13 protein-coding genes are annotated in these 19,872 nt (G+C 72.2%); 9 read left to right on the top strand and 4 right to left on the bottom strand.

From position 1 onward, the window contains the following. Positions 1–8: 8 nt before the first annotated feature. Positions 9–659: a DUF2461 domain-containing protein gene (locus AB0J71_RS04140; RefSeq protein WP_352324849.1), complete on the top strand. Its 651-nt coding sequence runs from the start codon at positions 9–11 to the stop codon at positions 657–659. Between the two features lie 3 nt (positions 660–662). On the opposite strand, the gene AB0J71_RS04135 is transcribed toward AB0J71_RS04140, so the two are convergent. Continuing rightward, the gene (locus AB0J71_RS04135; RefSeq protein WP_352324850.1) at positions 663–3,101 is read right to left on the bottom strand and encodes a hypothetical protein; all 2,439 of its coding nucleotides are present in this window, start codon (positions 3,099–3,101) and stop codon (positions 663–665) included. Between the two features lie 299 nt (positions 3,102–3,400). Continuing rightward, entirely contained in the window at positions 3,401–5,251 is a 1,851-nt protein-coding gene (typA, locus tag AB0J71_RS04130) for a translational GTPase TypA (protein WP_352324851.1), read from the bottom strand. Between the two features lie 278 nt (positions 5,252–5,529). Between typA and AB0J71_RS04125 the strand changes: the two genes are divergently transcribed. Genes AB0J71_RS04125 through AB0J71_RS04090 form a run of 8 tightly spaced genes read left to right on the top strand, consistent with a single transcriptional unit; the run spans position 5,530 to position 14,923 of the window. Beyond that, the gene (locus AB0J71_RS04125; protein ID WP_352324852.1) at positions 5,530–5,937 is read left to right on the top strand and encodes a hypothetical protein; all 408 of its coding nucleotides are present in this window, start codon (positions 5,530–5,532) and stop codon (positions 5,935–5,937) included. Beyond that, complete coding sequence (locus tag AB0J71_RS04120; protein WP_352324853.1) at positions 5,934–7,157, top strand: divalent metal cation transporter; 1,224 nt, start codon at positions 5,934–5,936, stop codon at positions 7,155–7,157. The genes AB0J71_RS04125 and AB0J71_RS04120 overlap by 4 nt, the downstream gene beginning before the upstream one ends. After that, complete coding sequence (locus AB0J71_RS04115; protein ID WP_352324854.1) at positions 7,154–7,945, top strand: hypothetical protein; 792 nt, start codon at positions 7,154–7,156, stop codon at positions 7,943–7,945. Before AB0J71_RS04120 ends, AB0J71_RS04115 begins: the two co-directional genes overlap by 4 nt. 55 nt (positions 7,946–8,000) lie before the next feature. Further along, positions 8,001–8,747 carry an AMP-binding protein gene (locus AB0J71_RS04110; protein WP_352324855.1) on the top strand — a complete coding sequence of 249 codons (747 nt, stop codon included), beginning with the start codon at positions 8,001–8,003 and terminating at the stop codon, positions 8,745–8,747. Positions 8,748–8,799: 52 nt separating this feature from the next. Beyond that, the gene (locus tag AB0J71_RS04105) at positions 8,800–11,214 is read left to right on the top strand and encodes a LuxR C-terminal-related transcriptional regulator (RefSeq protein ID WP_364391541.1); all 2,415 of its coding nucleotides are present in this window, start codon (positions 8,800–8,802) and stop codon (positions 11,212–11,214) included. Between the two features lie 56 nt (positions 11,215–11,270). Next, positions 11,271–11,699 carry an AMP-binding protein gene (locus tag AB0J71_RS04100; RefSeq protein WP_352323973.1) on the top strand — a complete coding sequence of 143 codons (429 nt, stop codon included), beginning with the start codon at positions 11,271–11,273 and terminating at the stop codon, positions 11,697–11,699. A 37-nt stretch (positions 11,700–11,736) separates the two neighbouring features. After that, a complete protein-coding gene (locus AB0J71_RS04095) occupies positions 11,737–14,160 on the top strand; it encodes a LuxR C-terminal-related transcriptional regulator (protein WP_364412607.1) in 2,424 nt (807 codons plus the stop codon). A 37-nt stretch (positions 14,161–14,197) separates the two neighbouring features. Further along, on the top strand, positions 14,198–14,923 hold the full coding sequence (locus tag AB0J71_RS04090; protein ID WP_352323971.1) for an alpha/beta fold hydrolase: 726 nt from the start codon (positions 14,198–14,200) through the stop codon (positions 14,921–14,923). 221 nt (positions 14,924–15,144) lie between these two features. On the opposite strand, the gene AB0J71_RS04085 is transcribed toward AB0J71_RS04090, so the two are convergent. Continuing rightward, positions 15,145–16,578, bottom strand: a complete 1,434-nt coding sequence (locus tag AB0J71_RS04085) for an aldehyde dehydrogenase (protein WP_364412604.1) — start codon at positions 16,576–16,578, stop codon at positions 15,145–15,147. 127 nt (positions 16,579–16,705) lie between these two features. After that, a complete protein-coding gene (locus AB0J71_RS04080) occupies positions 16,706–19,729 on the bottom strand; it encodes a M14 family zinc carboxypeptidase (RefSeq protein WP_352323969.1) in 3,024 nt (1,007 codons plus the stop codon). Positions 19,730–19,872 lie beyond the last annotated feature (143 nt).

The following is a 19,872-nucleotide window of genomic DNA, read 5'->3' as shown; positions in this document are numbered from 1 at the left end:
CTTGGGCCATGGCTTTCACCGGCTTCCCCGACGAGGCGTTCATCTTCTATGAGGGCCTGGAGGCGGACAACTCCAAGCATTACTTCACCCGCCACAAGCACCTCTACGAGGACGCGGTGCGCGGGCCCATGACGGAGCTCACCGACGAGCTGGCCGCCGAGTTCGGCCCGGCCCAGCTCTTCCGGCCCTACCGTGACGTGCGCTTCTCCAAGGACAAGACGCCGTACAAGACCCATCAGGGCGCCTTCGTCGACCTGATGCCCGGCATCGGCTACTACGTCGAGATCAGCGCCGCCGGCCTGTACGTCGCCGGCGGCCGCTACACCCAGGCCGCCGACCAGATCGCCCGCTACCGCGCGGCCGTGGACGAGGACGTCACCGGCAAGCCGCTGGAGTCGATCACGGCCCGGCTCGCCGACGCCGGCTACACGATCGGCGGCGACCGGCTGAAGACCAGGCCGCGCGGCTTCGACGAGGACCACCCGCGCATCGAGCTGCTGCGCCACAGGTCCCTGTACGCGGGCGTCCGCCACGAGCCGGAGCCGTGGGTGCACACGGCCGAGGTGCGCGGCCGCGTCGAGCGGGCCTGGCGCGACTTCGCCGCGCTGGTCGACTGGCAGTGCGCGCACGTCAGGGGCAGCGAGCTGCCGCGCCGCTGAGCCTCACCGCTGGCTCGTGGTGACCTGGTCGCCCTTCAGGATGCGGTCGACCGTCTGGCCGGCCGCCGAGCTGGCCGCCGTCGTGCCCACGGCCAGCGCCAGGGCCAGGGTCGGCGCGGCCAGGCTGCGCACGCTGCGCAGGTTGCGCACCCTGGCCCACGGCTCGCCGGCCAGGTGCATGATCCGCCACTCCCAGAACAGCCCGAGCCCGACGCAGACCATCATCACCTGCCCCACCACGATGGCCACGACCTGCGCCTTGTCCAGGGCGCCGATGTCCGGCTCGACCAGCGTCGACAGGTAGCCGGCCAGGCTGGTCAGCAGGGCCGCGACGGCCAGGTGCAGGGCCTTGGTCATCGGCTGGGTGCCCCTGACACATGGGTAGAAGTAGCCGAACAGGAAGCCGAACGCGGGCAGGGTGAGCAGGTAGCGGCCGTCGAACAGGAAGCTGGTCAGGTCCGCGCCCTCCGGCCGGCCGTAGACCAGCGCGAAGGGCAGGCTGAGCAGCAGGCTGACGGTGAACGCCGACACGCCGTTGTGCCAGGGCGTGCAGCCGGCCGCCGTGGCGAAGGCGGTCTCGGGATGGCGGCCGTGCTCGCGCAGCGCCGACTCCAGCGACTGCCGCCGCTGGTCGAACTCGGCCATCGACATGTCCGCGGCCAGCCTGGTCCGTCCCGCGCGGTACAGCTCCTGCTCGGCGAGCAGCAGCAGGCGCCGGTGCAGGGCCGCGCGGACGAACTGCCGGTGCTCCTCCTGCGTGTCCGGCTCCACGACGGACGCGGGCGGCCCGGCCAGCAGCCAGCGCGCGGTCAGCCAGGCCACGATCGAGGTGATGGCCAGCAGCGGCAGCGGCACGTCGATGTCGGCCAGCGTCGTGCTGCCGCCGGGCGTGATGTAGAGCACCATCAGCACGACGACCATCGTCGACTCGGCGGCGGGGTCGCGCATCGCCGCCGGCCGGCAGCCCAGCCGCCACAGCCGCAGCACCAGCATCACGAACCCGAGCAGCAGCAGCCCGAGCACCCCGCGGACCAGCGGGTCCAGCGGCAGGCTCCCGATCGTCGGGACGGCCGCCCGCGGCACGGCCAGGCTCCACGATCCCGCGTCCAGCCATTCCGTGGGCCAGCCCTGCACGAGCAGGCTCACCACGACCGCGCCCACCACCGCGCCCCGGCTCCACCGCCTGGTCGCCACGGTGACCGCCGCCACGGGGATCATCGCCCAGCTCAGCGCCAGCAGCAGCCGGACGCTGTCGGGCGGGTACACGCCGTCCAGGAGCGCCCGCAGCCACAGGGCCAGCGCCAGCAGCCCGACCGCGGCCTCGGCCCACAGCGCGGCCAGGCGCACGACCACCGGCCTGACCCCGAGGTCCACGCTGAAGCCGACCGCCGCGCCCGCCGCCGCCAGGGCCGCGACGGCTCCGCCGGTCAGCAGCACGCGTCCGGGGAGCTGGCCGTGCAGCCACGACCAGCTCAGCATGCCGAGCCCGACCAGCAGGCCGAGCCCGGTCACCGTGAGCAGGTCGCGGCCGGTCCACGGCGGGCTGGTGGGCAGCACCCGTCCGGCGTGCCGCAGGGCCATCACCGGCACGGCGACGAACAGGATCACGTACCCGACCGGCGACCACTCCGCGGCGACCAGCGGGATCAGCAGGGCCGGCGCGGCGATGGCCAGGCCGACGACCAGCTCCCTGTTGGGCACCCGCTGCCACCACCGCCGGCCGAGCGAGCGCACCAGGAACACCGCCAGTGCGCACGCCGTGAGCACGCCGAGCGCGGTGGCCCAGGAGAAGTCGTCCTCCTCGGCGACGTCGGGGAAGCCGTAGGAGCCGGGGGCCAGCGTCAGGCTCACCGGGTAGGCGCCGACGGAGAAGCGCAGCAGGCCGCGCTCCTGCCGTTCCGGCTGGATGCCCTCGACGCGCAGCACGGTCCACTCGCCGGGCAGGACGGTGACCGTGCGCACCACGACGATCAGCGGGAGCGCGGTCGGCGAGGTGAAGTCGAGCCGGAGCAGCCCGTCGACCTTGACCTGACGCAGCAGCGTCACGGTGAACTCGGCCGTGACGTGCCCCGGCGAGGAGACGATGAGCGGCGCGAGCCGGGTGGTGGGCGCCAGGCTCTGGCCGTCCGCCTTGAGCGCGCCGAACCCGGAGTCGGTCACCTGCGGCAGCGTGCCGGGGAAGCCGCCGCCCTGGCGCAGCGCCTCGGCCAGCGGGTCGTCGGGACGCAGGCCCAGCCGGTGCCTGACGGTGATCCTGACCTGACGCTGCCGGGGATCGATCCGCCCCTCGGGGACGGCGCCGAGGTCGGCCGCGCGGGCCGGGGCGACCGAGACCTCGGTGGCGGCCGTACGGGCCCATCCGGCGGCCGGGTCGGCGCGGGCGGCGGCGGCCGCCCAGGGGTTGGTCACGACGGTGCTCTTGGGCCTGTCGGACCCGGTCACGGGTCTGGCTGCGATGGTGCACCAAACAATCGCCCCGAACGACACCAGAGCCAGCCCGAATGAAATCGCCATCCGGAGCTTTCCCACAATGGGGATGATTCTCCGGCATGCCGAAATGTTCTATGGCATAGGGTCACGGTGTTATCACAGATGGTCTCATGACCGCGTTTCTTTACACCGTGACCCGGGAGAGGCGTTCCATCGCGCGTGCTCGGGCCATCCGTTGACAGGATCTGCTGACACGAAAGCCGCGTGTCACCGGGAAAAGTGACACGCGGCCGTGGTGCGGGGAGAACGAATCAGGCGCGCTTGGCGCGGGCGGCGGCGCGGCCGCGGGCGGCGGCGTCGAGCACGACCTTGCGGATGCGGACCGCGTCGGGCGTGATCTCCACGCACTCGTCCTCGCGGATGAACTCCAGCGCCTGCTCCAGCGAGAGCGTCCGCGGCGGGATGACCTTCTCGGTCTCCTCGCTCGTGGACGAGCGCATGTTCGTGAGCTTCTTCTCCTTGGTGATGTTCACGTCCATGTCGTCGGAACGCGAGTTCTCACCGATGATCATGCCCTCGTAGACCTCGGTGGTCGGCGAGACGAACAGCGTGCCGCGCTCCTGGAGGTTGAGCATGGCGAACGCGGTCACCGGGCCCGACCGGTCGGCCACCAGCGAGCCGTTGTTGCGGGTGCGCAGCTCGCCGAACCAGGGCTCGTAGGAGTCGAAGACGTGGTGGACCAGGCCGGTGCCGCGGGTCTCGGTCAGGAACTCGGTGCGGAAGCCGATCAGGCCGCGGGCCGGGACCACGAACTCCATGCGGATCCAGCCGGTGCCGTGGTTGGTCATGTGCTCCATGCGGCCCTTGCGGACGGCCAGGAGCTGGGTGACCGCGCCGAGGTACTCCTCCGGGCAGTCGACCGTCAGGCGCTCGACCGGCTCGTGCACCTTGCCGTCGATGGTCTTGGTGACCACCTGCGGCTTGCCGACGGTCAGCTCGTAGCCCTCGCGGCGCATCTGCTCGACGAGGATGGCCAGCGCCAGCTCACCGCGGCCCTGCACCTCCCAGGCGTCGGGACGGTCGGTGGGCAGCACGCGCAGCGACACGTTGCCGACCAGCTCCTTGTCGAGCCGGTCCTTGACCATGCGGGCGGTGACCTTCGAGCCCTTGACCTTGCCGACCAGCGGCGAGGTGTTGGTGCCGATCGTCATCGAGATCGCCGGCTCGTCGACCGTGATCAGCGGCAGCGGGCGCGGGTCCTCCGGGTCGGCCAGCGTCTCGCCGATCATGATCTCGGGGATGCCGGCGATGGCGATGATGTCGCCGGGGCCGGCCTCCTCGGCCGGCTTGCGCTCCAGCGCCTCCGTCATCAGCAGCTCGGTGATCTTCACCTTCTGGATCGTGCCGTCGGTACGGCACCAGGCGACCTGCTGGCCCTTGCGCATGATGCCCTGGTGGATCCGGCACAGCGCGATGCGGCCCAGGTAGGAGGAGGCGTCGAGGTTGGTGACGTGCGCCTGCAGCGGGGCGTTGGGGTCGTACGTGGGCGCCGGGATCGTCGACTTGATGATGTCGAACAGCGGCTCCAGGTCCTCCGAGTCGGGCATGCCGCCGTCGTCGGGACGGTTCATGGAGGCGCGGCCGGCCTTGGCCGAGGCGTAGACGATCGGGAAGTCGATCTGCTCCTCGGTGGCGTCGAGGTCCATGAAGAGCTCGTAGACCTCGTCGACGACCTCCTTGATGCGGGCGTCGGGGCGGTCGACCTTGTTGATGCACAGGATGACCGGCATCTTGGCGGCGAACGCCTTGCGCAGCACGAACCGGGTCTGCGGCAGCGGGCCCTCGGAGGCGTCGACCAGCAGCACCACACCGTCGACCATGGACAGGCCGCGCTCGACCTCGCCGCCGAAGTCGGCGTGGCCGGGGGTGTCGATGATGTTCAGGGTCATGCCGCCGTGCTTGACGGCGGTGTTCTTGGCGAGAATGGTGATGCCCTTCTCGCGCTCCAAATCGTTGGAGTCCATGACCCGGTCGTCGACGTCCTGGTTCGCGCGGAAGGCCCCGGACTGCCAGAGCATGGCGTCGACCAGTGTGGTCTTGCCATGGTCGACGTGCGCGATGATCGCGATGTTCCGCAGGTCGTCGCGGCTGTTCAAAGGCATGATGACTTCTCGCTCTGTGTCGTGGGGGCGGCCGCGCGAAGTCGCGACCCACCAAGTCTAGTTGATCCCCTCTCGTGACAAGAGCGGGACAAGGCGTCTGCGGCGCTGTAGGGGTGAACGCATCGGCCGGCGCGTCTGATTCCCGGCGTCCCGCATGGATCATGGGGAGCAGGGCAGGGAGCGACCGTGAGGGACGAAGGGCTGGTGCTGCTCGTCGCGTGGGGGCAGTTCGCGCTGCTCCTGGGGCTGCTGGCCTACTTCCTGCTGCGAGGCCGCACGTGAGGCGGACAGCGGCCCTGCTCGTGCTGCTCGTGCTGCTCGTGGGGGCGGCCGGCTGCGTGAGCCCCGCCTGGGACGACCACGACTACGCCCTCAAGGCCGAGCAGTCGGACGAGAGCGTCTCCTCCACCATCCGGATCGTCCGCCTGGCGGTCCAGAACTCCCACCGGCTGACCAGGCCGTACCTCAAGGTCGTGCTCACCGACGCGGCCGGCGAGCTGGACGCGGTCGGCGACCAGTTCGGCGGGGTCCAGCCGCCGTCCGAGCGGTCCGACCAGCTGCGCGAGCGGCTGCTCGACCGGATCCAGCGGGCCGAGGAGCTGGTGGACGACCTGCTCATCCAGGTACGCCGGGACCGGATCAAGGACCCCGCCCGGGCGGTGCGGGAGCTGGAGGCGCTGGGGTGAAGAAGCTCTTCGCCGTCACGCTCGGCATCCTCAGCGCCGTCGGCGGCTTCGTGGACATCGGCGACCTCGTGGCCAACTCGCTGGTCGGAGCCCGGTTCGGGATGTCGCTGGCGTGGGTCGTGGTGGTCGGCGTGGTGGGCATCTGCCTGTTCGCCGAGATGTCCGGCAGGATCGCCGCGGTCTCCGGCCGGCCGGTGTTCGACCTCGTCCGCGAGCGGCTCGGACCGCGGGCCGGCCTGCTCAACCTGGGGGCGTCGTTCCTCATCAACCTGCTCACGCTGGCCGCGGAGATCGGCGGCGCGTCGCTCGCCCTGGAGCTGGCCACCGGCGTCAACTACCTGCTGTGGGTGCCGGGGGTGGCGCTGGTCGCCTGGCTGGTGATGTGGCGCGTCAAGTTCGAGACCATGGAACGGGTGTTCGGGCTGGCCGGGCTCGCGCTGGTGGTCTTCGGGGTGGCGGCCTGGCAGCTCGGCCCCGACTGGGGGCAGCTGGGCAGCCAGCTCGCCGCGCCGCCGCAGGCCGAAGGGGCGGCGACCTACTGGTACTACGCGGTCGCGCTGCTCGGCGGCGCGATGACCCCGTACGAGGTGTTCTTCTTCTCCTCCGGCGGCGTCGAGGAGCGGTGGACGCGCGGGGACCTGGTGACCGCCCGCGCCAACGTGTTCGTCGGCTTCCCGCTCGGCGGCCTGTTGTCGCTGACCATCATGGTCTGCGCCGCCGCGGTGTTCCTGCCCGCGCAGATCCAGGTGGACTCGCTGGCGCAGATGGTGCTGCCGGTGGGCGTCGGGCTGGGCAGGATCGGGCTGGCGATGGCGATCATCGGGGTGTTCGCGGCCACGTTCGGCGCGACGCTGGAGACCGCGCTGTCGTCGGGGTACACGCTCAGCCAGTACTTCGGCTGGCGGTGGGGCAAGCGGGTGCGGCCGAGGGACGCCGCCCGGTTCCACGTCGTGGTGCTGGTCGCGGTCGTGCTGGCCGCGGCGCTCATCCTGACGACCGTCGATCCGGTCATGGTGACGGAGTACTCGCTGGTCTTCTCGGCCGCCGCGCTGCCGTTGACGTACCTGCCCGTGCTGATGATCGCCAACGATCCCGACTACATGAACGACCAGGTCAACAGCCGGTTCACCAACGCCGTCGGCACCGCGTACATGATCCTGCTGTCGGTGGTCGCGGTGGCGGCGATCCCGCTGCTGCTCGCCACGAAGGCGGGCCAATGAGGGCCCGGGAGCTCCACGCCGACCTGCACCTGCTCGACCGGCAGGTGGTCGGCGCCGACGACGGCGAGCCCGTGTGCAAGGTGGACGACCTGGAGCTGGCCGGCGACCCGCCGTACGTGGCGGCCCTGCTCGCCGGGCCGCTCGCGCTCGCCCCCCGCATCGGCGGCCTGCCCGGCTGGCTGATGAGCTCGGTGACCACGCTGTTCCGGCCGGAGGAGCACCCGCAGCCCCGGCGCGTCCCCATGCACCTGGTCACCGAGATCGGCAGCGCGATCAAGGTGAGCGGCGAGCTGGCCGAGCCCGCCCTCGAACGCTGGGCGCGGGAGAACGTGATCGCCCGGATCCCCGGCAGCGGCGGCGAGCGCCGGCCCGCAGGAGAGGTCGTGCACGCCGCCGGCTCCGCCCCGAGGATCAGCTGGTTCAAGGGCCGCACGGTGACCGACGCGGCCGGCGAGGTGGTCGGCAGGGTCGCCGACGTGCGGCTGTGCCAGGACGGCCCGCTGCTGATGGGCGTGCAGAACGCGTTCCGGGTCAGCGGGCTCATCGTCGTGCCGCGCCGCACCGGCAAGCTCTTCGGGTACGAGCGCGGCCCCGGCGGCCGGGCCCCCTGGCTGGTCGAGGCCCTGATCAGGCGCCGCCTCAAGGGCAGCAGGCTGGTGGCCTGGGAGCAGCTGGCCTGGGCGGGCTCCTGGTCGGAGGAGCCCGGCGCCGGCCTGCGCCTGAACGTGCCCGCCGACCGGCTCGCCCCCCTCACCGAGCTGTACGAGCGCGAGCCGGGACGTACATAGCAGGTTGCACATTTGTGTGCATGGCAGGAGCCGTCGCGGTCCCTACATTGTCGTCATGACGTGGACAGAGCTGGTTATGGGCTCGGCACCGAGCAAGGGCGACCAGCCGGCGGTGAGCGACGTCAGGACCGGCGAGGTGCTGTCGTACGCGCAGTTCGCCAGGCGGGTCACCCGCGCGGCGGGCGGGCTGCGGCGCGACGGGCTCGGCTACGGCGACCGCGTCCTCATCGACCTGCCGCTCGGCGCGTCGCTGGCGGTGGCGGTCCACGCGGTGGCCTGGGCGGGCGGCGTCGCCGTGCTGGGCGGCCCCGGCCCGGTCCGCATGGTGATCACCCGCGGTCCCCGCGAACCCGGGGGCGCCGCCGCTGACCGGGTCTACGCCTTCCGTCCCTCGCCCGGCGCGCTGCCGTTCGCCGGGCTGCTCAACGCGAGCCCGGTGGAGTTCGGCCCGCTGGCGGGCGCGGCGCTGGCGCCGGGCGGCGGCCGGGTGCTCGACCACGACGAGCTCGCCGCCGACCTGCGCAACCTGGCCGCCCGCCTGGTGGTCGGCAAGGACGATGTCGTGGTCAACGCGGCCGGCGACCTGCTCAAGGGGCTGCGGGTGCTCGACCTGGCGCTGATGTCGGGCGCCCACGTGGTGATCGCCGCCAACGAGCCGACCGTCATCGGCTGCCGGGTGCTGGCCGCCGAGCGCAGGGCCACCATGGTCGTGGCGCCCTATGACGTCGCCAGGCGGCTGGTGGGAAACCCCATTCTGCGCGTTGTGGACGAAAGGGCGATCGTCAGCTCGCTTGGCCTGTGAAAAGTGCGACACTGTGCAAGAGTGTGATCCTTCGGCGACGCAGGGTGAACACATGCCAGAGGCCCCCCGGCACAATCTTCCAGCAGAGCCCAACAGGTTCGTGGGCCGCGAACGCGACCTCGACGACCTGCGCGGGCTGTTCGGCGAGACGCGCGTGGTCACGTTGTGCGGCGTCGGCGGCATCGGCAAGACCCGGCTGGCCCTGCGGGTGGCCGCCGGGCTGGTGGACGGCTATCCGGGCGGGGTGTGGCTGGTCGAGCTGGCCCGGGTCAGCCGTCCTGAGCAGATCGTCCAGGAGATCGCCCGGGTGCTGCGGGTGCGCGAGGAGAGCGGGCGGCCGCTGCTCGACACCGTCACCGCCCGGCTGCGCGAGCTGCGCTGCCTGCTGCTGCTCGACAACTGCGAGCACCTGGTCGACGGGTGCGCCGAGCTGGCCGCCGAGCTGGTCGCCTGCTGCCCCCGGCTGAGCATCCTGGCCACCAGCCGGGAGCCGCTGCGCATCGCCAGCGAGCTGATCTGGCGGGTGCCGCCGCTCGACCTGCCCGAGATGGGATACGCCGACGCCGAGTCGGTGCAGCTGTTCATGGACCGGGCCGCCGCCGCCGGCACCCGGCTCGGCCCCGACAGCCTGCCCGACGTGGTCCGCCTGTGCCAGGCGCTCGACGGGCTGCCGCTGGCCCTGGAGCTGGCGGCGGCCCGTACGAGCCTGCTCAGCCCCGGGCAGATCGCCGACCGGCTCGACGACCGTTTCTCGCTGCTGACCACGGGCGGCCGTACGGCCCCGGCGCGGCAGCGCACGCTGCTGGCCACCGTCGACTGGAGCTACGACCTGCTGTCGGCCAAGGAGCAGGTGCTGCTGCGCCGGCTGTCGGTCTTCGCCCGCGACTTCGACCTCGACCTGGCCGAGCAGGTCTGCGCCGAGCGGCCCATCGCCCGGGACGAGATCGTCGACCTCCTCGGCGGCCTGGTCGACAAGTCCCTCGTGCTGTGCGACGAGGAACGCAGGCGCTACCGCATGCTGGAGACGATCAAGCGGTACGCGATGAAGCGGCTGGAGCGGGCCGGCGAGCGCGAGGACGTCCGCGAGCGGCACCTCACCGTCCTGTGCGACCTGCAGGAACGCCACTTCACGACCGAGATGGTCCGGCCCGGCGTGCCCTGGCCGGAGCGGCTGGAGTGCCTGACGGCCAGCAAACAGCTCCTCGACGACCAGCGGGCCGCCCTCGACTGGGCCGCCGAGTCCGGCAACGCGCGGCTGGGCCTGCGCCTGTGCGCTGCCAGCACCGCCCTGCTGCCCATCTCCGGCAACCTGACCGAGATCGTCGGCTGGATCGAGCGGCTGCTCTCGCTCGACCTCGAACCCGTGCCCGACGCGCAGGTCGCGCAGGGCAAGGCGTACCTCGCCTACGGGCTGGAGGCCCGCGACGAGCTCAGCCGGTCGCTGGAGGTGGCCACGGAGAGCCTGGCCGGCCTGGGCGAGGAGAACGTGTTCACCCGCTGCGTCATGCACAGCCTCGTGGTGGTGGTCCTGCTCCGCATGGGCCGCATCGACGAGGCGCTGCACCACGCCGAGCGGGGGCTGGCCGAGGCCACCGCGTCGGGCGACGCCTGGAACCAGGCGGCGGGGCTGGCCGGGCTGTCGGCGGTGGCGCTGACCAGGGGCCGGCTGCGCGAGGCCCAGCGGCTGGGCGACGAGGCCCTGGCGCGGGCGCGCGAGCACGGCCACCGCTGGCTCATGGCCAGGATGGCCGCCCAGCTCGGCGCCGTGGCCGAGGCCCGCGGCGACCTGGAGACCGCCAAGTCCCGTTACGAGCTGGCCGTCCCGTGGTTGTGCGAGCTGGGCAGCGACTCCGATCTGGCGCGCTGCCTGGCCAGGGTGGGCCGGGTCGCGGCCATGCTGGGGGAGTTCGCCCCGGCCAGGGAGCGGCTGGCCGACAGCCTCGCGCTGAGCCGGCAGACCGGCCAGCGGCAGGGGGTGGCCCGGTGCCTGGCCGGCCTGTCGGTGCTGGCCGAGCACGAGGGCGACCTCGACGGCGCGGTGCTGGCCGCCGCCGCCGCGGCCACGCTGCGCGAGTCGATCGGCCAGCACTCGGCCACGATCCGGATCGAGGAGCTGCTCTCGCGCGCCCGCGCCAAGCTCGGCGAGGGCCGTACGGCCTCCCTGTGGTCACGCGGCCGGGCGATGAGCCCCGACGCCGCCGCCCGCCAGGTGCTGGCGGGGGAGCGGCCCGCGGCGCCGCCGCCCGCGCCGGCCGAGCCGGTCAGGCACTCGCTGCTGACCGTGCGCGAGCTGGAGATCGCCGGCCTGCTCACCCGCGGCCTGTCCAACCGGGCCATCGCCGAGGAGCTGGTGATCAGCCCGGCGACGGTCGCCCGGCACATCGCCAACATCATGGAGAAGCTGGGGTACACCTCGCGCGCGCAGATCGCGGTGTGGGCCGCCGAGCACCCCAGCGCTTCTGCATAGGGATCTGCATATTCCGCCCCATGTAGGCACGTGACCCCCTCCCTACCGTGGACGCCATGGATGAGCACATCGTCATGGTGGACTCCGGCACGGGCGTGGAGCTCACCGAGAAGCAGCTGGACGAGCGGTCGTCGATCGCGACCGCCCAGTTGCGGCGCAGAGGGGTGCGCGCGGGCGACACGGTGCTCGTCTGCCTGCCCGTGGGGCCCGACCTGCTGGTGGCGGCGGACGCGGTGATGGCGGCGGGCGGCGTCGTCTGGCCGGTGCCCGCCGATCTGGACCGGGCCGGGCTGGGGGAGCGCATCCGGGCCAGCGGCGCGCGGGTGATGATCTCCGACGTGCCGGAGGCGCTGGAGGCGGCCGAGGAGTCGCGGGTGCGGATCGTGATGAGCGTGGCCGAGCTGGGCGGGCGGCATCCGTATCCGCGCAGTCGCGGACAGTCCACGGAAAGTGATCGCACGAGGTCGGCCGGAGGGGGAGACTGAGCGCACCTGTGATCCTCCGCTGACCCTGGGCGCCGACATGACCTCGCCAGTTCCGCACAACCTGCCCGCAGAGCCCAACCGTTTCGTCGGCCGCGGGCGCGACCTGACCGAGCTGAGCACGCTGGTCCACGACGAACGCGTGGTCACGCTGAGCGGCGTCGGCGGCATCGGCAAGACCCGCCTGTCGCTGCGGGTGGCGGCCAGGGCCGCGCCGGGCTTCGCCGACGGCGTCTGGCTGGTCGAGCTGGCCCGCCTCGCCGACCCCGCGCTGATCGTCAACGAGATGGCCGGGGTGCTCGGCGTCCGCGACGAGGCCCCGGGGCGGCTGCTCGACGGCCTGCGCGTACGGCTGCGCGAGGCCAGGGCGCTGATCGTGCTCGACAACTGCGAGCATCTGGTCGACCGCTGCGCCGAGCTGGTCGCCGGCCTGATCGCCGACTGCCCCCAGCTGCGTTTCCTGCTGACCAGCAGGGAGCCGCTGCGCATCCCCGGCGAGCTGGTCTGGCGGGTGCCGCCGCTGGAGCTGCCCGACGACCACCATCCCGACGCCGAGTCCGTGCTGCTGTTCGTCGAGCGGGCGCTGGCGGCGGGCGCCCGGTCCGTGACCGGCAGCATGGACGACGTCGTGCGCCTGTGCCGGGCGCTCGACGGCGTGCCGCTGGCGCTGGAGCTGGCCGCGGCCCGTACGAGCCTGATGAGCCCCGGCCGCATCGCCGACCGCATCGGCGACCGGTTCACCCTGCTGACCAGGGGCGACCGCACCGCGCCCGCCCGGCAGCGCACCCTGCTGGCCACCGTCGAGTGGAGCCACGACCTGCTGCGGCCCAAGGAGCGCGTGCTGCTGCGCCGGTTGTCGGTGTTCGCCGGGCTGTTCGACCTGGCCGTGGCCGAACGGGTGTGCGCCGACGGCGGCATCGTGCCCAGGGCCGAGCTGCTCGACCTGCTCAACGGCCTGGTGAACAAGTCGCTGGTGCTCCACCACGACGGGCGTTACCGCCTGCTGGAGACCATCAGACAGTACGCCGCCGAGCGGCTGGCCGAGGCCGGCGAGCTGACCCTGCTGCGCGACCGGCACCTGCGGGTGATCTGCGAGGAGATGGAAGACTGCTACCAGGCCGGCACGCTCGACCCGCGCATGCCCTGGTCCGCCCGCGTCCCGCACTTCGTCAGGGGCCGCGCGCTGATGGACGACTGCCGGGCCGCGGTGGAGCGGGCGGTGGAGTCGCCCGACCCGGTGCTCGGGCTGCGCCTGGCCCGCGCCGCCCTGGCGATCCTGGCCGTACGGGGCGAGCTGGGCGAGACCGTCGGCTGGCACCAGCGGCTGCTCGCCCTCGACCTGTCCCGGGTGCCCTCCGACGTGGTCGCGGTGGCCAAGGGCGGCCTGGCGTACGGGCTGGAGATCTGCGACGAGCTGGCCCGCGCCGAGGAGCTGGTCGTGCGGGGGGTGGAGGAGCAGAAGAGGCACCCGTACACCCACTGGCTGGGCGTCACCTACAGCGTGGCGCTGGCCGTGTTCTTCCGCACCGGCCAGAGCGAGAAGGCGCTGCGTTACCTGGAGGAGCTGGAGGCGGCGGCCACCGCCCACGACGACCTGTTCAACCTGGCCACGGTCCGCGTCGCCCAGCTCAACCTGGCGTTGTTCCGCGGCCAGCTCCGCCAGGCCCGCCGGCGCGGCGAGCAGGCGCTGGCCCTGGCCAGGGAGGCCGGCCACCACTGGACGCTGGCCAGGGCGCTGACCCACCTGGGCGCGGTGGCCGAGGCGGCGGGCGACCTGGAGGCCGCCATGACCTGCCACACCTCGGCCCTGCCGCTGCTGGAGGACATGGGCAACCGGGTGGAGCTGGCCCGCTGCCAGGCCAAGCTGGGCCGGGTGGCGGCCCGGATGCACGACTATCCGGCCGCCCGGCTGCACCTGGCCGCCAGCCTGGCGCTGAGCACCCGCACCGGCCAGCGCAGGGGCGTGGTGCGGGCGCTGACGGCCATGTCGGCGCTGGCGGCCGAGCAGGGCGACCTGGAGGGCGCGGTGCTGGCCGCCGCCGCCGCGACCGCGCTGCGCGAGGCCATCGGCCAGTACGGCGTCCCCGGCCCGGTGCAGGAGTTGCTCACGCGGGCCAGGGCCGGGCTCGGCGAGGGCCGGGTGTCGCTGCTGTGGGCCAAGGGGGCCCGGCAGTCGCCCGACGAGGTCGCCGCGCGCGTGCTCGACGCCGGCCAAGCCGTTCCCGCGGGGCCGTCCGGGCCGCCGCCGGGGACCTGGCAGGGCGGGCTGACCGGCCGGGAGCTGGAGATCGCCGCGCTGCTCACGGGCGGGCTGAGCAACCGGGCCATCGCGCTGAAGCTGGTGATCAGCCCGGCCACGGTGGCCCGGCACGTCGCCAACATCATGGAGAAGCTGGGCTTCGCCTCCCGGGCCCAGATCGCGGTGTGGGCCACCGGGCACGGCCTGGAAACGGACCACGAATAAGCTGGTATTCATGCCTTTCGCGCCACATTTCCCGGTGATGCTCAGAACCGAGGACGGTGTCCGCATCGACGCCGCCCACACCCCCTCGGCGGCCGGGGACGTCGGGATCGTCATGGCGCACGGCTTCACCGGATCCTGGCGCGAGCGCACCGCCCGCCGCATCGCGCACGTGCTCAGCGGCTACGGCGGCGTGCTCGCGTTCGACTTCCGCGGCCACGGGCGCTCGGGCGGCGAGACGACGGTCGGCGACCTGGAGATCCTCGACGTGGAGGCCGCCGTACGGCATGCCCGCGTGGTCGGCTACCGGCGGATCGCGGTCGTGGGCTTCTCCATGGGGGCGGCGGTGGCCGTCCGGCACGCGGCGCTGCGCCGGGGCGTGGACGCGGTGGCGGCGGTCAGCGGCCCGGCGCGCTGGTACTACCGGGGCACCAAGCCCATGCGCCAGGTCCACTGGGCCATCGAGCAGCCGTTCGGCAGGTTCGCCGCCCGGCTGGCCAAGCGCACCAGGATCGCGAGCGGCCAGTGGGACCCGATCCCGATGCCGCCGCACGAGGCCGCCGCCCTGGTCTCGCCCGCCCCGCTGCTGGTCGTGCACGGCGACGCCGACGCCTTCTTCCCGCTGGACCACGCCCACCAGCTCTACGACGGCGCCCGCGAGCCCAAGGAGCTGTGGATCGAGCCGGGCTACGGGCACGCGGAGTCGGCCGCCAGCCCCGAACTCATCCGGCGTATCGGTAAATGGATCACCTCGAACCTTTCGTGAGTAATACCCGTCTATCTAAGACGGATGGAAAGGATCCGCCGGGAGAAAAGTCCTCGGGGAAGGAAACTGCCTTCGCGGTGACCTGGGACATACTTCAGTAGCCGGGCAGTCGCCGACTGTAGGCGGCGGATCCGGCACCTAGCGTCGCGGGGGCACGCTGGGTGCCTTTCCCCGGCCCGCGAGAGGGGCCCCGCGGCGCGCGGGGCCCCTCTTCGCCGCCGCTAGCCCAGCCGGGCGATCGTCTTGTACTCCAGGTAGCCGTTCAGGCCCTCGGGGCCGAGCTCGCGGCCGATGCCGCTGGCCTTGAAGCCGCCGAAGGGCGCGTTCGACTCCAGCATGAAGCAGTTGACGCCGTAGGTCCCGGTGCGCACCTGGCGGGCGACGTTCATGCCGCGCTCGGGGTCGGCCGTCCAGACCGTGCCGGCCAGGCCGTAGTCGCTGTCGTTGGCGATGCGCAGGGCGTCGGCCTCGTCCTCGTACGGGATCACCGCCAGGACCGGGCCGAAGATCTCCTCGCGGGCGATGCGCATGTCGTTGCTGACGTTGGCGAAGACCGTCGGGGCGACGTACCAGCCGCGGTCGCGGGGACGGTCGAGGCCGCCGACGACGACCTTGGCGCCCTCGTCCATGCCGATCTTGATGTAGCCCTCGACGCGCTCCTGCTGGCGCTTGGCCACCAGCGGGCCGATGCCGGTCGCCGGGTCGGCCGGGTCGCCGACGGGCTGGGAGTTGACCATGTTCGCCACGGCGTCCACGACCTCGTCGTACCGGCTGCGGGAGGCCAGGATGCGGGTCTGGGCGACGCACGCCTGGCCGTTGTTCATCAGCGTGGCCATGGCCAGGAAGCCCATGCCGGCCTGCAGGTCGGCGTCGTCCAGGATGATCGCGGCGGACTTGCCGCCGAGCTCCAGGCTGACCCGCTTGAGCTGCTCGCCGCAGATGGAGGCGATGCGGCGGCCGGCGGCGGTGGAACCGGTGAAGGCCACCTTGTCGACGCCGGGGTGGGAGATCAGGTGCTCGCTCACCTCGCGCCCGGCGGGCACGACGTTGAGCACGCCCGCCGGGATCCCGGCCTCGGCGGCCCACTCGGCCAGCAGGTAGGCGTCCAGCGGCGTCTCGGGCGCGGGCTTGAGCACGATCGTGCACCCGGCCAGCAGCGCGGGCGCGACCTTGGTCATGGTCACGAACTGGGGCACGTTCCACGGGACGACGGCCGCCACGACGCCGACCGGCTCGCGCCGCACGGTGATCGGCCCGAACAGCCCGGGACGCTCCTCCTCCTGGGCGAACTCCCTGCCCAGCCCGGCGTAGAACTGCAGCATGCCGAGCGGCTGCGGCGCCTGCGCGAGGTTGGAGAAGGTGATCGGCGAGCCCATCTCCTCGGTGATCAGGGCGGCCATCTCGCCCTGCCGCTCGTTGTAGATCGCGGCCAGCCGCTCGATCACGGCGGCCCGCTCGGCGAACGTCATGCGCGGCCACGGCCCGTGGTCGAACGCCTGGCGGGCGGCGGCCACCGCGCGTTCCACGTCCTCGGCGGCGCCGTCGGGGACGCGGCCCACGACCTCCTCGGTGTGGGGGGAGATGACGTCGATCGTCCCGGTGCCCGCGGGGGTCACCCATTCGCCCCCGATGAACAGCTTGTCGTGCTGGCGCATGTCGTGAGCCCTCCTGCTTGACCGAATGCTTGCTTGCTAGGCGTACGCCTCAAGGCGACCGAACCATGTTCTGTCCGGGCGCGCAAGAGGGGCGCGGCAGCGGCGTGCCGCGCCCCTCGGGGCGTCGCTAGCGGGGGTCGCCCAGCAGGTGCCGCATCGACCGCTTGACCAGGTCCGTACGCGTGGCCTGGCCGGTCAGGCTCTCCACGCCGAAGCCCAGATAGACGGTGTCCGCGGTGACGATGCCGCCGCCCTCCTCGAAGACCTGGTCGGTGCGGAACCAGTTGTTGATCGAGGGGGCCGAGCCGGCCGGCGGCGCGGCGACGGCCCAGCCGCCGAGGTCGGACTCGAAGGAGGTGTCACCGGCCGCCGCGCCGTCCAGGGTGACCTTGGCGTCGTCGAGGAAGACACCCGCGCCCTGGGTGGACCAGTCGCTGACGTAGGAGATCGACAGCTCGACCCGCTTGCCCGCGTACGGGGTCAGGTCCACCTTCCACTGCTGCCAGCCGCCGGAGTTGCCCGAGGCCGCGTGCCACGCGCCGGTGGACCCGGCCGGCTCGCAGGCCGCGCCCTGGTAGTGCCGGGTGAACGGGTGGATCACCCGCCAGCCGCCGCTGTTGGCGGCCTTGCAGCTCTCGCCGGTGCTCTGCGAGGTGTGGCCGTTGACGTCGGGGAGGGTGGTCCAGTCGTCGGCGCCCGCGGTGTGCGCCTCGACCGTCAGGAAGTCCCAGTCGGCCTCGGTGTCGTAGGAGGTCCAGAACGACAGGTCGCCTGAGCTCCTGCCGGTCAGGTCCACGGTCGTGGTCAGCCGTTTCCAGGAGACGTCGGCGATGCCGCTGTAGACGTCCCAGGAGCCGGTGTGGGGGTCGAACGGGCCGCCGGGGCGTACCCACTTGACCTGGGCCGAGCTCGCGAACAGCGGGAACTGCGCCGGGGGCAGGATGGCCGAGGTGGCCACGAACGAGTTGGTGTGGCTCGGCTGCAGCGTGCCGGTGAAGCCCTCGAACGTGCCGCCGTTGCCCTTCAGCGCGAATGGCTGCCCGCTCGCCGGGTCGGCGCCCCCGTCGTCGAAGAAGACGTAGGCGCCCAGCCAGTACTGCTGGAAGTCGTTGAACACCTGGATGCACGGCGGGTCGTCGGGGACCGTGCACTCGGGGTGGCCGGGCTGGTCGGGCTCGTAGTAGTAGGCGCCGTTGTTGTTGGCCGCGTACGAGGGGTACTTGCCGGCGTGCAGCAGCTTGCCGCCCTCGTTCAGGTAGTCGCGCACCGCCAGCTCGGTGTCCACGCCGCCCTTCGACGTGGTGCCGGCGACCTGGCCGGGGGAGCGGGGGATGACGTCGTCGCCGGTCTCCCAGACCACCGCCTTGTAGTGGCTGAGCACGCCGAGCGGGTGCGGGGCCTTGCGGCCCATCTTGTCCATGTCGTAGACGTCGGTCGTGTAGCCGGCGTCCTGGAGCGCCTTGACGTAGTCGGCGGCGTACTTGGCCTCGGTCCCGCCCTGGGCCGGGCTGAGGCCGGTGACGTCCTCGGTGGCCAGCACCAGCACCTTGCCGCCGATGTCGTCCTGCACGGTGTAGGTGAAGTCGCCGCTCTTCCTGCCGATCGCGCTGAACCAGACCTTGACCTTGTCGCCCGGCCGGGTGCCGGTGATCCTTCCGCGCAGCCGGTGGTAGTAGCGGTCGTAGCCCTTGCCGTACCGCTCGCCGCCCTTCCACTCGGCGGTCGGCGCGATCCTCGTCCGGCCGCCGTTGACCTGGTAGTTGAGCAGGACGGGGCCGATCTTCCGCTTGGCGGTGACCTGGACGGCCTGCTCGGCGCCGTAGCTGAACTCGAACGGGTCGAGCACGAAGTCGGGCGTCCTGTTGCCCAGGTGGCTGACCGGCTCGGCCGGGTCGACAGCGGACCTGGCGACGTCGAGCGCGAACGGCAGGTTCTTCTCGAACTCCGCCTGCACCGCCGCCTCGTCGTCGGGGAAGACGAACCCGCAGCCGTCGCAGCCCTCGTCGAGCTCCGGCGTCCAGGACAGGGTGCCGTACCTGGCGTGGGCGTGGTCGTTGGTGTCGCCGTTCGTGGTGTAGAGCTCCGCGCCGAGGTCGGGGTCGAACCCGGGGACGGCCGGGGCGTCGTCGTCGCCGGTCAGGGCCTCGTAGATCGGGTTGTCCGCGGTCTTCGTGGCGATCTGGAACCCGCTCGGGTAGAGCAGCAGCGGGCCGAAGGAGTGGTAGTTCAGGTTCATCTCGAACCTGACCCGGTTGAGCAGGCCGTCCATGGCCCTGGTCTCCGGCTCGCTGGCCGGGCCGGTGCCGCGGTAGGTCTCGCTGCTCGGGATGCTCGACGAGCCCTCCTCGTCGTAGCGGAAGTTCGTGGGGAAGTTCCGGTTCGGGTCCACGCCGTCGCCGTTGGTGATCTTCCCGTCGCCGTCGTTGTCGCGCAGGTTCTTGCGCCACAGGCGGTTGCCCTCGGTGAAGGTGAAGTCGTAGCCGTCGGGGTTGGCCACCGGCACGAACCACAGCTCGGTCCGGTTGAGCAGGTCCCGCAGCGCCGACCTGTTGGCGATCACGTACTTCAGCAGCCGCAGGTCCACCTCGGCGGCGATCCACTCGCGGGCGTGCTGGGTGGCCGAGTACAGCGTGGCGGGCTTGAGGCCGTCGGGCAGCAGCCGGGCTCCGGTGGAGACCTTGACGGCGAGGATGTCCTGGCCCTTGAGCGTCCTGCCGATGGACTGCAGCTTGACGATGTCCCTGTTGGCGTTCGCGATCGCCCTCAGCTGGTCGGCGATGCCGCCGCGTTCGGAGTACGACCGCCACACGGTGTAGCCGCCGGCCGCCTGGGCCCTGGCGGCCTGGAGGTTGCTCTGGCCCTGCGGGTTGCGCACGGGCTCGGGCCGCAGGCCCAGCTTGGCCAGCCCGGCCAGGTCGGCCTGGGCGGCGGTCAGCTCGACGTGCTCCTTGTCGCCGCCGTTCTCGTGCTGGACGACGTCGAAGCCCTTCTCCCGCAGGAACTGGGCGGTGCCCGGCTTGCCGTCCACCTGGTAGAGGTCGATGCGGTCGCCGGGCGGCAGCGGATCGACCGACGCCTCGGCGGTGAGGGGGACGAGGGAGGCGCCCAGGCCGACGAGCACGGCCGCGGCGATGGTGATGATTCGAGACACGATCTGCCCCTTCGCAGAGACGAGTTCGATCGCCATCTCAGACCGGGATCAAGCCCTCCACAAGGCCCAATCTTTTAGATCTTCCTTATTTCCGACAAAGGACTATGTACCTCGCCAAAGGTGCGTCAGTTGGCTGGTTCGGA

The organism is Nonomuraea sp. NPDC049637 (assembly GCF_040675235.1).
Lineage (GTDB): Bacteria > Actinomycetota > Actinomycetes > Streptosporangiales > Streptosporangiaceae > Nonomuraea.
This window is presented reverse-complemented; position numbering and strand designations above follow the sequence as displayed.